We start from the raw sequence: 13,958 nt of genomic DNA, 5'->3' as shown, positions 1-13,958 counted from the left end.
CCTGCCCAGGGTCGAAGGTCCGCTCAGGCGGAGACGAAGGCTCCCATGGTGTCCTCGATGACCTGGCGGCGGTCCGGGCCCCACGGCAGCGGCATGAGGATCGGCACGTCGACGCCCGCCTGTGCGTACTCCCGGGCGAAGTCCCGGACCTGGTCGTGGGTGCCCATGAAGTCGATGGCGTCGACGAACGCGTCGCTGACGGCGCCGACGGCGCCCTCCCGGTCCTTGGCGGCATGGCGCTCGCGCAGCTCGGCCACGTCGTCGCCGAAGCCGGCCCGCTCGAAGCTCTTGGCGTAGGCGTCGACGACGGCGTAGGAGAACAGGTCCTTGCGGGCGTTGTCGATGCCGTGCTCGCGCTCGGTGACCCCGGCGTGCACGTAGGCGTAGACCTTGGGAGCGGTCCCGTCGCCCCGGAGCGATGCGCCCTCACGGATGCGCTCGACCGACCAGGGCACGTGGGACGCGGGCAGGTAGTTGAGCAGCACGCCGTCGGCCAGCTCGCCGCCGAGCGCCAGCATCTTCGGGTTGAGCGCGCCGAGCACGACCTTGGGCTTGCGCTCGCCGAGGCGCACGCCGAGGCGGCTGCGCTTCAGCGACCAGAAGTCGCCGTCGAACGTGACGGCGTCACCCGCCCAGATCTCCTTGAGCAGCGTGATGTACTCCCGGCAGCGGGCGAGGGGGCGGTCGCCGTAGTCGACCCCGTGCCAGCGCTCGGTCACCACGGGCGACGAGATGCCGATGCCGACCAGCACGTCCCGGTCCGGGTTCAGCGCCTGCAGGGTCGCCGCCGCCATGGCGACGGTCATCGGCGTGCGCAGCTGGATCGGGATGACCCCGGTGCCGAGCCCGAGCGACGGCGCGGCGGCGCCGGCGGCCGTGAGGGTGGTGAACGCCTCGGGTCCGGTGGTCTCGGCGGTCCAGAACGACTCGTAGCCCAGCTGCTCCGCGCGGCGCGCGGTCTCGACCGCGAGCTGGGGACCGAGGGCCATGATGCTGGCGAAGGTGAAGCCGGCGTGCTCGATGGGGCTCGTCATGGCGGCGGACCGTAGCCGCGGCCCCACCCCCGGCCGGGTTGCGGAATGCCCGTTCCGCTCCCAGGGTTGTACGGACCGTGACCGACACGACCCCCGATGCGATCACCTTCTACTGGCGGCCCGGCTGCGGCTTCTGCATGAGCCTCGAGCGACGCCTCGTCCGCCTCGGCGTGCCCCTGGACAAGCGCAACATCTGGGAGGACCCCGAGGCCGCGTCGACCGTCCGGAGCATCGCCAACGGCAGCGAGACGGTCCCGACCGTCGTGATCGGTGAGGCCCGCATGGTCAACCCGAGCGCGGACCACGTGCTCGCCGCCATCCGCCAGGAAGCACCGCACCTCGAGCCCGAGGACGCCCCCGCCGCCGCCGGTGGGTCGCTCCGCCGGTTCCTAGGGCGCTGACGGCAGCGCCCGGGACAGCGGTCAGAAGCTGCCGGTGCGGGTGAGGATGTAGGACTCCGCGCTGCGGTCGGTGCCGATCGGCGTGACCTCGGCGATGAAGCTGCCGCCGTCGTCCTGGAAGCAGCGCGGGTCCTCGACGGCGAGCTCGCCGGGGGTGCCGTCCGACGACGTGGCCTCCCCGAAGGACCTGCCCTCGTCGTCGGTCAGCTCGACCCGCAGCGAGACGCCGGGCGGGGCCACGAGCCGCAGCCGGAACGTGTTGTTGCACAAGATGTCGCCAGCGTCCTCGATGGTCAGCGGGTAGAGGTCGATGTCGTCCGCCGGGACGATGTTCGCCGCGATGCGGTCGACGAGCTCGGTGCCGTCGGCCTGGTCCGGCGCCGCCTCGCAGCCGTTGGCCGGGTCCCCGTCGTAGTCGGCGTGATCATCGATGCACACCCTGCCGTCGGTGTTGGGCGCCGGTTCGCCATCGCAGGGCTGGTAGGGCAGCGGCTCGCAGGGGGGCTCGGTGGTGGTCGTCGCCGTCGCCTCCACGTCACCGTCGCCGTCGACGAGGAGCGCGGTGATCCCCGTGGCCGCCAGCGCGAGCACCGCGGCCAGGGCGACGACGACGGCGACGCGGCGTCGGGGGCGGAGCAGGGGGAGCACGCGCGTCCCGTCGGCGCCGCCGGCGAGCGAGGCCGCGGTGGGCCGGCTGCTCGGGTCCGGGCGCAGCATGGCCGAGATCATCCGGCGCAGCGCCGGCTCGATGTCCTTGTCGAGCTTCGGGCGGGCCCGTGCGGTCCGGAGCAGGACGGCGTGGTCCTCCCCGCCGCTGTACGGGCTCTGGCCCGTGGCCGCGAAGTGCAGGGTGGCGCCGAGGCTGGCGATGTCGGCGGCCGCGGTGAGCTCCTCGCCGCGGGCCTGCTCGGGGGCGAGGTAGCCGGGGGTCCCCAGCACCACCCCGGGCCGGGTGAGGCCGCCGGTGATCTCCCGTGTCCGGGCGACCCCGAAGTCGGCGAGGTGGGCACGACCGTCGGCGTCGAAGAGCACGTTGGCCGGCTTGATGTCCCGGTGGATGATGCCGAGCCGGTGGGCGGCGGCGAGGGCGGGCAGCAGCCGGTCGGCGACGGCCCGCACCTCCTCGGGGGGCAGGGGCCCGTGGTCGCGCACCCGCTCGGCCAGGTTCCCGCCCGGCAGGTAGGGCATGACGAGGACGACGTCGCCGGCCTCCTCGATCACGTCGAGCATGGGCACGACCGCCTCGTGGTCGAGGCGGGCGAGCACGTCCAGCTCGCGCTGGAAGCGGACCGTGGCCTGGCGCATCTCCGCCGGCGTGCCCTGCAGCGCGAGGCGCTTCAGGGCGACGAGGGTCCCGTCGTCGCGCCGGGCGAGGTCGACGACCCCCATGCCCCCACGCGCCAGACGGCGGACGATCTCGTACTGCACCGGCCCAGGGTAGGGATCAGCGCCGGCGGCGGAGCCCGCGCGGCAGCACCTGCCCGGCCGGCCACCAGGCGCGCAGGGCCGCGCCGAGCGCGATGCCGACAGCCGCACCGCCGACCACGTCGGAGGGGTGGTGGATGCGCACGTGCACGCGGGACGCCCCGACCAGCGTGGCCAGCACGGCGTAGGCCGGGGCGAGCGCATCGTCCTCGCCGGCGACGACGGCGAACACGGCAGCGGCCGATGCGTGCCCGGACGGGAACGACGAGGTGCGGGGTTGGCGGAGTTGGAACGGTCGGGGCCCGTCGTGCACCGGGCGCTGGCGGCGGAACAGCGACTTGACCGGCCCGTTCACGATGGCGGACTCCAGGCCCATGATCGTCACCAGTCGGACCGTGCCGGCCAGGTCGCCCCCGCGCCGCACCCCCTGGGCGGTGGCGAGCAGGTGCCAGATGAGGCTGTGGTTGCCGAGCTCGGAGGCGGTGTAGAAGACGCGGTCGACCAGGGGCCGACCGCGGATGGTGTCGAACACGCGCTCGATGGCGGTGTCGAAGCGGCGGATCGGCGCGGCGAGCTGCCGCGGCGTGGGGACGTCGGGGTTCTCCACCGATCAGACCTCGAGGAGGGTGCCCTGGCCGGCATCCTCGACGGCGCGGCGCTCGAGGTCGACGACGGCCTGGGCCGGGTCGCCGCCGAAGGCCGGGCACCACTGCTGGAAGGCGCACCAGTCGCAGCGCGAGGAGGGCCGGGGTCGGAAGTCCTCCCGCTCGCAGGCGGTCTCGACCGCCTGCCACACGGCCTCGAGCCGGCGGGCCAGGCCCTGGGTGGACTGCTCGGACGGCTCGGCCACGATCTTGACCGGCTCGGCCAGGTGGAGCAGCTGCACCCGGACCGGGCGTCGGCCGAACCACCGCTCGCACATGAGCGAGTAGACGTGCACGCCGGTCATCCGCTGGCGGGCCCAGGCATCGCCCGGGGCCCGGCCGGTCTTGTAGTCGGTGACGACGAGCTCGCCGTCGACCAGGTCGAGCCGGTCGATGATGCCCCGCAGGCGCACGCCGCCGACCTCGACCTCGAGCTTCAGCTCCAGCCCGACCGGGTGCACGGTGCTCGGGTCCTCCAGCCGGAAGTACTTCTCGACGAGGACGGCGGCTTCGTGGCGGAGGCGCTCCTCGCCGGCGGTGTCCAGCCCGAGCCCGGTCCAGTCCGGGTCGGTGCGCAGCCGCTCGACCGCGGCGTCGAGGCAGGCCGGTGCGGCCGCCGGCACGCGCTCCGGCGCCGGCAGGGTGAACAGCTCCTCCAGGGCGGCGTGCACCAGCGTGCCGCGGGTGGCGGCCACGGTGGGCGGCTCCGGCAGGCGGTCGATGGCCGAGAACCGGAACTGCAGGCCGCACGACGTGAAGCTCGACAGCCGCGACGGCGACAGCGAGCTGGGGAGCGCCAGGGCCATGGGGGCAGCGTACGCCGGGGGTCCGACAGCGCCGGGGTGCTCGAGCTACCCGTCCAGGAACTCCCGGACCAGGCCGGCGAACCAGGTCGGATCCTCGAGGGGGCCGAAGTGGCCGACCTCGGGGAAGGCCCGCAGCTCGCCGTGGGGGAGGGCGGCGGCGACCAGTGGGGCGATCTGGGCCGGGCCGTCGGCGTCGCCGCCGTGGGCGACCAGCACCGGGCAGGCGACCTCGCCGAGGTGGGCGAAGCCGTCGTGGCCCGACCCGGTCTCGTAGGTCTTGGACTCGTGGTCGCGGCTGGCCTTGAGGCGGACGCTGCCGTCGGCCTGCTGGGTGAACCCGTGGCGGACGTAGTCCTCGAGCACGTCGGGGCGCAGGGAGCCGAGCGGGGGCTTGGCCGAGAAGTTGGCGATGGCGTCCTCGAAGGAGTCGAAGACCTCGCGACGCTTCTTGGTGATCTCGGCGAGGTGGTTCGGGCCCGGTTCGCCTTCCATCGGCGGGAGCACGATGGGCTCGAAGCACACGGCCCGCTCGATGGTGCCGGGCCGGGCCTGCTCGGCGAGGAGGATGGCCGCCCCGCCCTTCGAGTGCCCGACCGCCTGGACCGGGCCGAGGTCCAGCGCGTCGACCACGGCCAGCACGTCCTGGCCGAATCCGTGCCAGGTCAGCTCGCCGTCCTGCTCCGTGGAGTCCCCGTAGCCGCGGAAGTCGAGGGCCAGGCACCGGCGGTGGGGGAGCTCCTCGGCCAGGGCGCGCCAGACCCGACCGTGGAAGCCGGTGGCGTGGCACAGCAGCAGGGGACGGGCGTCGGGGTCGGGGCGGCCCAGCTCGTGGACGGCGAGGCGCACCCCGTCGGTGGAGTCGACGGTGATCATCGCCGGTCATCCTGGCATCGCCTGCGGGCACGGTGGACATGGGCGGGTGCACCGATACGGTCGTCGCCCGGATGGACGCCACCGACGAGGACCCCGACACCAGCGCGGTGCGCGCGGCGAACACCGCCTTCTACGCGGCGTTCGAGGCGCGGGACCTCGACGCCATGTCCGATGTCTGGGAGCACACCGACCGGGTCACCTGCGTCCACCCGGGGTGGCCGATCCTCTCCGGCTGGGCGTCCGTGGCCGCCTCCTGGTTCGCGCTCTTCGACGGCCCCCAGCGGCTGCAGTTCATCGTCACCGACGAGCACGTCCACGTCGAGGGCACCACCGCATGGGTCACCTGCAACGAGAACCTGATCGACGGCGGCGGCACGCAGGCCGTGGCCGCCACCAACGTGTTCGTCGCCGACGAGGGCCGCTGGCACCTCGTCCACCACCACGGCTCACCCGTGGTCCAGCAGGCCCGGGCCCGCAACTCGTGATCCGCAGGTGGGCCGCCCTCGGCATCGTCGCGCTCACGGCGATGTCCTGCACGGAGGCCGACGACGCGCTCGCACCGACGACCACCGCCTCGACCACCTCGACGACGGTGACGACGTCGGCCCCCACCACGACCTCGTCGACGATGCCCGAGCGACCCCAGGTGACGATCCCCGGCCGCGACGAGGCTCCGGAGCCGCCGGGCACCGTCCTGTGGTCCGAGGAGATCGATGACGCCGACCTGCCCGGCACGGTCCACCGGGTCACGTACCGGTCGCAGAGCACGACGGGCGACGACGTCCCCGTCTCCGGGCTCGTCGCCGTCCCCGACGCACCACCACCACCGGGTGGCCACCCGGTGCTGGCGTGGGCGCACGGCACGACCGGCGTGGGCGACGACTGCGCGCCCTCCCGCCTCGGGATCCGGGCGCTCCCGCTCCTCGAGCAGCACCTCGAGGCCGGCTACGTGGTGGCCGCCACCGACTACGAGGGCCTCGGCACGCCCGGCATCCACCCCTACCTCGTGGCCGAGAGCGAGGGGCGCAGCGTGCTGGACTCGGTCCGGGCCGCTCGGGAGCTCTTCGGCACCGACGTGGCCGGATCACGGTTCGTGGTCGTGGGTCACTCCCAGGGCGGCCACGCAGCGCTCGCCACCGCCCAGCACGCGTCCGGCTGGGCGCCGGAGCTCGAGCTCGTCGGCACGGCCGCACTCGCGCCGGTCACCGACCTCGAGAACATCATCCCGGCGATGTTCGAGTCGACCCTGGGCCTGGCCCTCGGCATCTACGTCGCGGCCGGGTGGCCGGCTGCCCATCCGGAGCTGGACCCCGCGGACCTGCTCACCCCAGCCGGCATGGAGCTGCTCGACGACGCCCGGGAGGCGTGCGTGTTCGAGATGGAGTCGATCCTCGCCGGTGAGGATCTGGACTCGCTGCGCGTCCGTCCGCCGGCCGAGCTGCCGGCGTGGGCGGCCCGGATCGACCACAACACGATCAAGGCGGCGCGAGTCGAGGGGCCGGTGCTCATCGCCCAGGGTGGGCAGGACGTCATCGTGCCCCGCCCGTTCGTGGACGTCACCGTCGCCCAGCTGTGCGTGGCCGGACGGTCCGTGCGGTACCTGTCGCACGCCGTCGCCGACCACAGCACGATCGTCGGGGCGTCGATGCCCGCCGTGCACCGCTGGTTCGAGCGGCTGCTGGCCGGTGACGGCACGCGGGACGACTGCCCGCGGCGCTGAGCGGCTACTCCGCCGGTCGTGGCTCCCGGGGCAGGCCGAGGATGCGCTCGCCGATGATGTTGCGCTGGACCTGGCTGGTGCCGCCGCCGAACCATCCGCCGGGGGCGGCGAGCAGGCCGTCGGACTCGGGCCCGACGAGCATCGCGTCGGCGCCGGCGAGGTCGGCCCGCAGCTCGGCCAGGTCGAACATGAAGCCGGTCATCCCGAGCTTGCCGAGCGACGACCCGACCGTGGCCATCGGGCCCTGGCGCTGGGTCATGTACAGGTAGGCCTTGCCCCGCGAGTAGAGCTGCACGAGCCGGTCCCGGGCCGTTCCGTCGAGGCCCTTGGTCGCGGCGAGCGACTGGATCGCCTCGAGCCGCTTGGTGAGGGCCCGGCCCATGCCGCCGATGTGGCCTCGCTCGTTGGTGAGGGTGGCCATGGCGATGTTCCAGCCCTGGCCCCGCTCACCGAGGAGGGCGTCGGCCGGCAGGCGCGCGTCGGTGAGGAAGACCTCGTCGAACTCGGCATCGCCGGTCATCTGGCGCAGGGGGCGGGTCTCCACGCCCTCGCTGCGCATGTCGATCAGGAAGAAGGAGATCCCCTGGTGCTTGGGGACGTCGCGCTCGGTGCGGGCGAGCAGGATCCCCCAGTCCGATGCCCGGCCGCCCGAGCACCAGACCTTCTGGCCGTTGACGACCCACTCGTCGCCGTCGAGCTCGGCCCGGGTCTGCAGCGACGCCAGATCGGAACCTGCGCCGGGCTCGGAGAACAGCTGGCACCACACCCGCTCCCCGGCGGCGGTCTCGGGCAGGTGCGCCGTCTTCTGGTCCTCGGTGCCGAACAGCTGCAGCGACCCGCCGGCCAGCACGAGGCCGACCATGTTGAGGAAGGGCGGCACGCCGGCATCGGCGCAGGACTCCATCCAGGCCTGGTTGTGGGCGACGGTGAGGCCCTGGCCCCCGTACTCGGTCGGCCAGTGGATGCCGGCGTAGCCCGCGGCGTGCAGGCGCTGCTGCCACTCCATGCCCTGGTCCCGGCGCTCGGGCGGCATGATCGCCCCCCAGTCCGGTGGCGCGGTGGGCTTCTGGTCGGCCAGCCACGCTTCGGCGCCGGCGCGGAACTCCTCGACCTCGATCACGGTGCCGACGATACTGGCAACAGCCGTTCCCAACCAGATGCGCCGGTCGTCGGGGGGTCGCTCCTAGGATCGGACGCCCCATGGCCCGCACGATCCGACTCCGCCCCTGGCAGAAGGAGGCCCTCGAGCGGTTCCGGACCAAGGCGGCGGAGGGCTTCGGCGCCGAGGGCGGCGTGGACTTCCTGGCCGTGGCCACGCCGGGCGCCGGAAAGACGACCTTCGCTATCACCGCGGCCCTGCACTGGCTGCACGACCATCCCGACGCCCGGCTCGTCGTGGTCGCCCCGACCCAGCACCTCAAGGGCCAGTGGGCGAGCGCCGCCGCCGCGTTCGACCTGGCGCTCGAGCCGTCCTGGCGGGCCGGCGACCCGATCCCGGCTGACATGGACGGCCTCGTCACCACCTACCAGCAGGTGGCCTCCAACCCGGTGGCCCTGGCCCAGGTCGCCCACGGCGGGTTCGTGGTCCTCGACGAGGTCCACCACGCCGGCGACGACCGCGCCTGGGGCGACGGGCTGCGCGTCGCCTTCTCCGGTGCGCGCGGCCGGCTCTGCCTGTCGGGGACGCCGTTCCGGTCCGACACCAACCCGATCCCGTTCGTCTCCTACCAGTGGGAGGAGGCGGTGCCGGACTTCGAGTACGGCTACGGCGACGCCCTCGGCGACGGCGGCGTGGTCCGGCCGGTGCACTTCCCCCGGATCAAGGGCCACATGGAGTGGGTCGGCGCCGACGGCCAGTTCCACTCCCACGACTTCGACGACGACCTCGACCGGGCCCGCGCCAACCAGCGGCTGCGCACGGCGCTGTCTGCTGAGGGGCAGTGGATGGCCTCGGTGCTCGAGGACGCCCACCGCCGCCTCCTCGAGGTGCGCCGCAAGCAGCCCGATGCCGGCGGCCTGGTGATCTGCATGGACGTCGAGCACGCCCGGGCCATCGCCGACCTGATCGAGCGGCGCTGGCGCATCCGCCCCACGGTGGCGACCTCGGACGACCCCATGGCCTCGGCCCGCATCGCCCGCTACGCCAAGTCGAGCGACCCCTGGATCGTGGCCGTCCGCATGGTGTCGGAAGGCGTCGACATCCCCCGCCTGCGCGTCGGCGTGTTCGCCACCAACACCACCACCGAGCTGTTCTTCCGCCAGGCGCTGGGCCGCCTCGTCCGCTGGACCCGCGGCCTGCGCACCCAGCGGGCCTGGATGTACATCCCCGACGACCCGCGCCTGCGGAAGCTGGCCGACGGCATCGCCGAGCAGCGCCGCCACTCGTTGTTCAAGCGTCGTCGCGCCGACGACGAGGACTCCCTCGACCAGATCGACGGAGCCGGGCTGGACGAGGTCGGCGACGACGAGCAGCTGTCCCTGTTCCAGGCCATGTCCGCCGTCGCCACCGGGGTCGAGAACGCCGACGACCCCGACGCCGACGACGCCGCCTCGCCCGAGGAGCTGGTGTGGGTGGAGGATGACGGCGACGAGTCCCTGGAGATCGCCCTGCCGCCCCGACCCCGGCGCCTGACCGGGGTGGTCGTCGGGCGCGACACCTCGCTCGCCGAGGCCAAGTCCAAGTTGCGCAAGGACAACGCCGCGCTCGTCGCCCACCTCGTCGCGGTCACCGGCCGCAGCCACCGCGAGGTCAACGGCGAGCTCAACCGCCTGGCCGGCGTCAACAAGGTCACCGAGGCCACCGCCGACCAGCTGCAGCGCCGCCTCGTCGCCGGCGAGCGCTGGGTGAAGACGCTCTAGGAGACTGCTGAGCAAACCGGTGTGATCGGGGTGCTCGCGATCTCGCGGCGGTTTCGGTAGACCGCGGGTATGCAGGGCAGCAGCGATCAGGACCGAGAACTGCTCGACGCGGGTGCTCTGGTCGGGCATCTGGTGGCGGAGGGGTCGGTGCATCGGTTCTTGGCCGATCACCGACACCGGCTGTTCCCTGATGCGATGTTCGAGGACCTGTTCCCCTCCAAGCGTGGGCGGCCGTCGGTGCCAGCCGATGTGATCGCCACGGTGATGGTGCTCCAAGCGTTGGAGGGCCGCTCGGACCGCGAAGCGATCGACGCCTTGCGGACCGATCTGCGCTGGAAGGTTGCCGCCGGATTGGCGTTGGATCATGAGGGCTTCCATCCGACGGTGCTGACGTTGTGGCGCAACAAGCTGCGAGCGAGCGAGTCCCCGGAGCGGATCTTCGACGCCGTCCGAGCGGTCGTGGCCGAGACCGGGGTGTTGGCCGGCAAGACTCGCCGGGCGCTGGACTCGACGCTGCTGGATGATGCGGTCGCAACCCAGGACACGGTCACCCAGCTCGTGTCGATGATCCGCCGGGTCCGCAAGGCTGTCCCCGCCGCGGCGACGGTCGAGGTGTCCGGCCATGACTACGACTCGCCCGGCAAACCCGCATGTGCGTGGGACGACCCGGCTGCCCGTGACGAGCTGATCACCGGGCTCGTCAACGACGCCCTCGCCATCCTCAACGCGCTCGACGGGATCGACCTCGACGACGACCAACGCCAACTCGTGGCGCTGTTGGCACTCGTGGCCGGACAGGACGTCGAACCCGACCCGGAACGGGGTGAGGGCACCTGGCGGATCGTTCGTGGTGTCGCCTCGGAGCGGGTGATCTCCACGGTCGACCCGGAGTCGCGGCACATGCACAAGTCCCGGTCCAGCTACCGAGACGGCTACAAGGCCCACGTCGTGGTCGAGCCCGACACCGGGATCATCACCAACTGTGACCTCACCCCGGCCAACGAAGGCGATGGTCCCGTCGGCGCCCGACTCCTCGAGGGCGAAGACCCTGGCCTGGACGTGCTGGCCGACTCCGCCTACGGCTCCGGCCCGGTCCGAGCAGCGCTCGCCGCGAACGACCACACGGCGGTCATCAAGCCCTGGCCGCTCGGGAGGAACCCGAACCTCGGTGACGACCAGTTCCACCGAGACGACTTCCTTGTCGACCACGCCGCCCGCACCGTCACCTGCCCCGCCGGCATCACGATCTCGATCCACGCGAGCGGCAACGCAACCTTCGGCGCCCGCTGCCGTGGTTGTCCATCACGGCACCGCTGCACCAGCGCTGCCAAGGGCAAGACGGTCAAGCTCACCGACCACGACGAATGGCTCGTCACCGCCCGGGCGAACTGGCGAGCCGGCACCCACCTGGCCGACTACCGCCAGCACCGTCCCATGGTCGAGCGCACCATCGCTTGGCTTGTCGCCAACGGCCATCGCCGTGTCCGCTTCCGTGGTGTCCAACGCAACCGGCTCGGTCTCAGTCACCGGGCCGCCGCGCTCAACCTGCGACGCCTGCTCAACCTCGGCCTCCACCACGCACCCACCGGCTGGGCCATCACCTAAAGGCGGGCCCGGGGAGGACAAGGAAGGGACCACACCTACGGGTTCAACCCATCCCGGGTGACCGGCTCACACCCTCTTCACGCCGGCTCTTCGGTTCGGTCACTTCCCCGGACCCACCGCCAAGCCTAGAAGCCAGTTGCTCAGCAGTCTCCTAGGCCACGGCACCGCCATCGCGGGGAAACTGGCAGCGGCCACGGAACGCGTTCCGTCCCCGCTGCCAGAAGCCTCAGGTGCGTTCGGGGGAGGCGGTCACGGCCCGGGCATACCGTCGAGACGTGACCACCACTCCTGCCGAACGGCCGCGCGCCTCGGTCTTCATCGCCACCAGCGTCGACGGCTTCATCGCCCGCCCCGACGACGGCCTCGACTGGCTCACCGGCCAGCCCGACGACGAGCTCACCGGCGAGCACGACCCGGACCAGGACTTCGGCTACGGCGACTTCTTCGCCAGCGTCGATGCGCTCCTGATGGGCCGCGGCACCTACGACGTCGTGTCGGGTTTCGCCGGGGACTGGTTCTACGGCGAGACGCCCGTCTACGTCTGGACCAGCCACCCCGACGACCTGGCCCCGAGGGAGGGTGCGGTCCTGCGCCCCGTCACCGGGTCCCTCGAGGAGGTCGTCGCTCGGCTGGTCGCCGACGGCATCGGCCACGTCTACGTCGACGGTGGCAAGGTGATCCGCCAGTTCCTGGCCGCCGGGCTCATCGACCGCATGACGATCTCCACCCCACCGGTGCTCATCGGTGAGGGCATCCCGCTCTTCGGCGGCACCGGCGACGACATCCGCCTCGAGCTCGTGTCCTGCGAGACCTTCGACGGCGGCATGGTGCAGCGGGTCTACGACGTCGTGCGCTGATCCCGGGCGCAGCCGCCGCCCGACCGTGCGACGATGGCGCCGTGGACCGTCCCCAGCGACTCGTGTTCGGCGCCGTCGCCGAGGCCTACGACGCCCACCGCCCCGGCTATCCCGATGAGCTCTTCGACGACCTCGTGGCGATGGTGGGCACCGATGCTCGCGCCCTCGACGCCGGGGCGGGCACCGGGAAGGTCGCGGCGGCGCTCGCTGCACGGGGGCTCACCGGTACGGCGCTCGAGCCCGATCCGGACATGGCCGCCGTCGCAGGCCGGCACGTCGAAGGTGCCGGCTGGCAGGTCCTCGTGGGGGAGCTGGAGTCCGCCGAGCTGCCGGCAGCGGCCCACGACCTGTTCACCTGCGGGCAGGCCTGGCACTGGATCGACCAGGCGCGCGGCCTCGACCAGGTCCGCCACGCCCTCCGCCCGGGTGGCGTGGCCGCCATCTTCTGGAATCGGCCGACGTTCCCCGACACCGAGCTCCGCGCCGACCTCGACGGGGTCTACGCCCGGCTCGCACCGGACATGCGCTCCTCGCTCGCGTCGAAGGCGAGCGGGTCCAAGGGTGTGCCCCCGGCGGTGGACCCCGCACCCGATGGTTTCGTCGACGCGGTCGAGCGCACGTACCGCCACGCCATCCGCTACACGACCGATCGCTGGGTCGGGTACCTCGGCACCCACTCGGACCACGTGCTGCTCGGCGAGGAGCAGCGCCGCGCCCTGCACCGGGCCGTGGCCGAGGTGATCGACGACCACGGCGGCGAGCTCGAGGTCGCCTACCGGTGCGAGGCGTGGATCGCCCGGCGCCTCGGGTGAGGCGCGGCGCCGGGCGGCCCGATCAGCTCATCGCCTTGATGGCGATGCCCATCTCCTCGTTCATCGACGTGGGGATCTCGTAGCCGTCCTCGGCGCGGATCTCGGCGAGGCGCTCGCCCATCATCTCGACCGACAGCTCGTCGTCGACGATGCCCGGGGTGACGCCCACGAAGATGCGGGCGACCCGGCCGCCGCCGCAGCTGTAGATCTCGCCGGTGACCTCGCAGGACTCGTGCGCCAGGTACACGGCCACGGGGGTGATGTACTCGGGGCCGAGCTTGTCGGCGAGCGGGCCGAGCAGGCCCTCGGTCATGCGGGTGGCGGCGACCGGCGCGATGGCGTTGGCCTTGATGTTGTACTTCGCGCCCTCCTGGGCCAGGACGTTGGTGAAGCCGACCAGGCCCATCTTCGCCGCGCCGTAGTTGGTCTGGCCGAAGTTGCCGAAGATGCCGGCGCCCGAGGCGGTGTTGACGATGCGGCCGAAGCCCTGCTCCTTCATCTGCACGAAGGCGGGCTGGGTCACGTAGAACGCGCCCTTGAGGTGCACGTCGAGCACCGGGTTCAGCTGCTCGGGCGTCATCTTGGCGAAGCTGGTGTCGCGCAGGATGCCGGCGTTGTTGATGACGATGTCGACCTTGTCCCAGGTGTCGAGGGCCGTCTGGACGATGGCCTTGCCGCCCTCAGGGGTGGCGACCGAGTCGTGGTTGGCGACGGCCTCGCCGCCAGCGGCCTTGATCTCGTCGACCACCTTCTGGGCGGCGGAGTCGTCGCCGCCGACGCCATCGACGGAGCCACCGAGGTCGTTGACCACGACGTAGGCGCCGCGCCGGGCCAGCTCGAGTGCGTGGGAGCGGCCGAGGCCACCGCCCGCGCCGGTGATGATCGCGACCTTGCCGTCGAAGGAGAGAGTCATGGCGGCGAG

At 72.6% G+C, this 13,958-nt stretch carries 14 protein-coding genes; 7 read left to right on the top strand and 7 right to left on the bottom strand.

The window, feature by feature from the left end; all coding sequences use genetic code 11:
* Positions 1 to 23: 23 nt before the first annotated feature.
* Positions 24 to 1,034: an LLM class F420-dependent oxidoreductase gene (locus RGQ06_RS00495; protein ID WP_432428257.1), complete on the bottom strand. Its 1,011-nt coding sequence runs from the start codon at positions 1,032 to 1,034 to the stop codon at positions 24 to 26.
* Between the two features lie 77 nt (positions 1,035 to 1,111).
* Here RGQ06_RS00495 and RGQ06_RS00490 point away from each other — a divergent pair, with 77 nt between their 5' ends.
* The gene (locus RGQ06_RS00490) at positions 1,112 to 1,435 is read left to right on the top strand and encodes a glutaredoxin family protein (protein WP_432428256.1); all 324 of its coding nucleotides are present in this window, start codon (positions 1,112 to 1,114) and stop codon (positions 1,433 to 1,435) included.
* Positions 1,436 to 1,456: 21 nt separating this feature from the next.
* Here RGQ06_RS00490 and RGQ06_RS00485 read toward each other — a convergent pair whose 3' ends face one another.
* The 4 genes from RGQ06_RS00485 to RGQ06_RS00470 are packed head-to-tail and all read right to left on the bottom strand — an operon-like array spanning position 1,457 to position 5,183.
* Positions 1,457 to 2,863, bottom strand: a complete 1,407-nt coding sequence (locus RGQ06_RS00485) for a serine/threonine-protein kinase (RefSeq protein ID WP_432428255.1) — start codon at positions 2,861 to 2,863, stop codon at positions 1,457 to 1,459.
* 16 nt (positions 2,864 to 2,879) lie between these two features.
* A complete protein-coding gene (locus RGQ06_RS00480) occupies positions 2,880 to 3,467 on the bottom strand; it encodes a phosphatase PAP2 family protein (RefSeq protein WP_432428254.1) in 588 nt (195 codons plus the stop codon).
* A 3-nt stretch (positions 3,468 to 3,470) separates the two neighbouring features.
* On the bottom strand, positions 3,471 to 4,310 hold the full coding sequence (locus tag RGQ06_RS00475; protein ID WP_432428253.1) for a RecB family exonuclease: 840 nt from the start codon (positions 4,308 to 4,310) through the stop codon (positions 3,471 to 3,473).
* 45 nt (positions 4,311 to 4,355) lie between these two features.
* A complete protein-coding gene (locus RGQ06_RS00470; RefSeq protein ID WP_432428252.1) occupies positions 4,356 to 5,183 on the bottom strand; it encodes an alpha/beta fold hydrolase in 828 nt (275 codons plus the stop codon).
* A 71-nt stretch (positions 5,184 to 5,254) separates the two neighbouring features.
* On the opposite strand from RGQ06_RS00470, the gene RGQ06_RS00465 reads away from it, so the two are divergent.
* Together RGQ06_RS00465 and RGQ06_RS00460 are read left to right on the top strand one after the other, a co-directional pair.
* Positions 5,255 to 5,668, top strand: a complete 414-nt coding sequence (locus tag RGQ06_RS00465; RefSeq protein ID WP_432428251.1) for a nuclear transport factor 2 family protein — start codon at positions 5,255 to 5,257, stop codon at positions 5,666 to 5,668.
* Positions 5,665 to 6,903, top strand: a complete 1,239-nt coding sequence (locus RGQ06_RS00460) for a lipase family protein (protein WP_432428250.1) — start codon at positions 5,665 to 5,667, stop codon at positions 6,901 to 6,903. Before RGQ06_RS00465 ends, RGQ06_RS00460 begins: the two co-directional genes overlap by 4 nt.
* Positions 6,904 to 6,907: 4 nt before the next feature.
* Here the strand turns inward: RGQ06_RS00460 and RGQ06_RS00455 are convergent, their stop codons facing one another.
* The gene (locus RGQ06_RS00455) at positions 6,908 to 8,023 is read right to left on the bottom strand and encodes an acyl-CoA dehydrogenase family protein (protein ID WP_432428249.1); all 1,116 of its coding nucleotides are present in this window, start codon (positions 8,021 to 8,023) and stop codon (positions 6,908 to 6,910) included.
* Between the two features lie 80 nt (positions 8,024 to 8,103).
* Between RGQ06_RS00455 and RGQ06_RS00450 the strand changes: the two genes are divergently transcribed.
* The 4 genes from RGQ06_RS00450 (at position 8,104) to RGQ06_RS00435 (ending at position 13,036) form a co-directional block, all read left to right on the top strand.
* Positions 8,104 to 9,762, top strand: a complete 1,659-nt coding sequence (locus RGQ06_RS00450; RefSeq protein ID WP_432428248.1) for a DEAD/DEAH box helicase — start codon at positions 8,104 to 8,106, stop codon at positions 9,760 to 9,762.
* 69 nt (positions 9,763 to 9,831) lie between these two features.
* A complete protein-coding gene (locus RGQ06_RS00445) occupies positions 9,832 to 11,367 on the top strand; it encodes an IS1182 family transposase (RefSeq protein ID WP_432430658.1) in 1,536 nt (511 codons plus the stop codon).
* Between the two features lie 275 nt (positions 11,368 to 11,642).
* On the top strand, positions 11,643 to 12,224 hold the full coding sequence (locus RGQ06_RS00440) for a dihydrofolate reductase family protein (protein ID WP_432428231.1): 582 nt from the start codon (positions 11,643 to 11,645) through the stop codon (positions 12,222 to 12,224).
* 41 nt (positions 12,225 to 12,265) lie between these two features.
* Positions 12,266 to 13,036 carry a class I SAM-dependent methyltransferase gene (locus RGQ06_RS00435; protein WP_432428230.1) on the top strand — a complete coding sequence of 257 codons (771 nt, stop codon included), beginning with the start codon at positions 12,266 to 12,268 and terminating at the stop codon, positions 13,034 to 13,036.
* A gap of 22 nt (positions 13,037 to 13,058) precedes the next feature.
* On the opposite strand, the gene RGQ06_RS00430 is transcribed toward RGQ06_RS00435, so the two are convergent.
* Positions 13,059 to 13,949 (bottom strand): SDR family oxidoreductase, encoded by an 891-nt coding sequence (locus tag RGQ06_RS00430; RefSeq protein ID WP_432428229.1) that lies wholly within the window; start codon positions 13,947 to 13,949, stop codon positions 13,059 to 13,061.
* Positions 13,950 to 13,958 lie beyond the last annotated feature (9 nt).

It is taken from the genome of Salinilacustrithrix flava, assembly GCF_041228405.1.
Lineage (GTDB): Bacteria > Actinomycetota > Acidimicrobiia > Acidimicrobiales > Salinilacustritrichaceae > Salinilacustrithrix > Salinilacustrithrix flava.
This window is presented reverse-complemented; position numbering and strand designations above follow the sequence as displayed.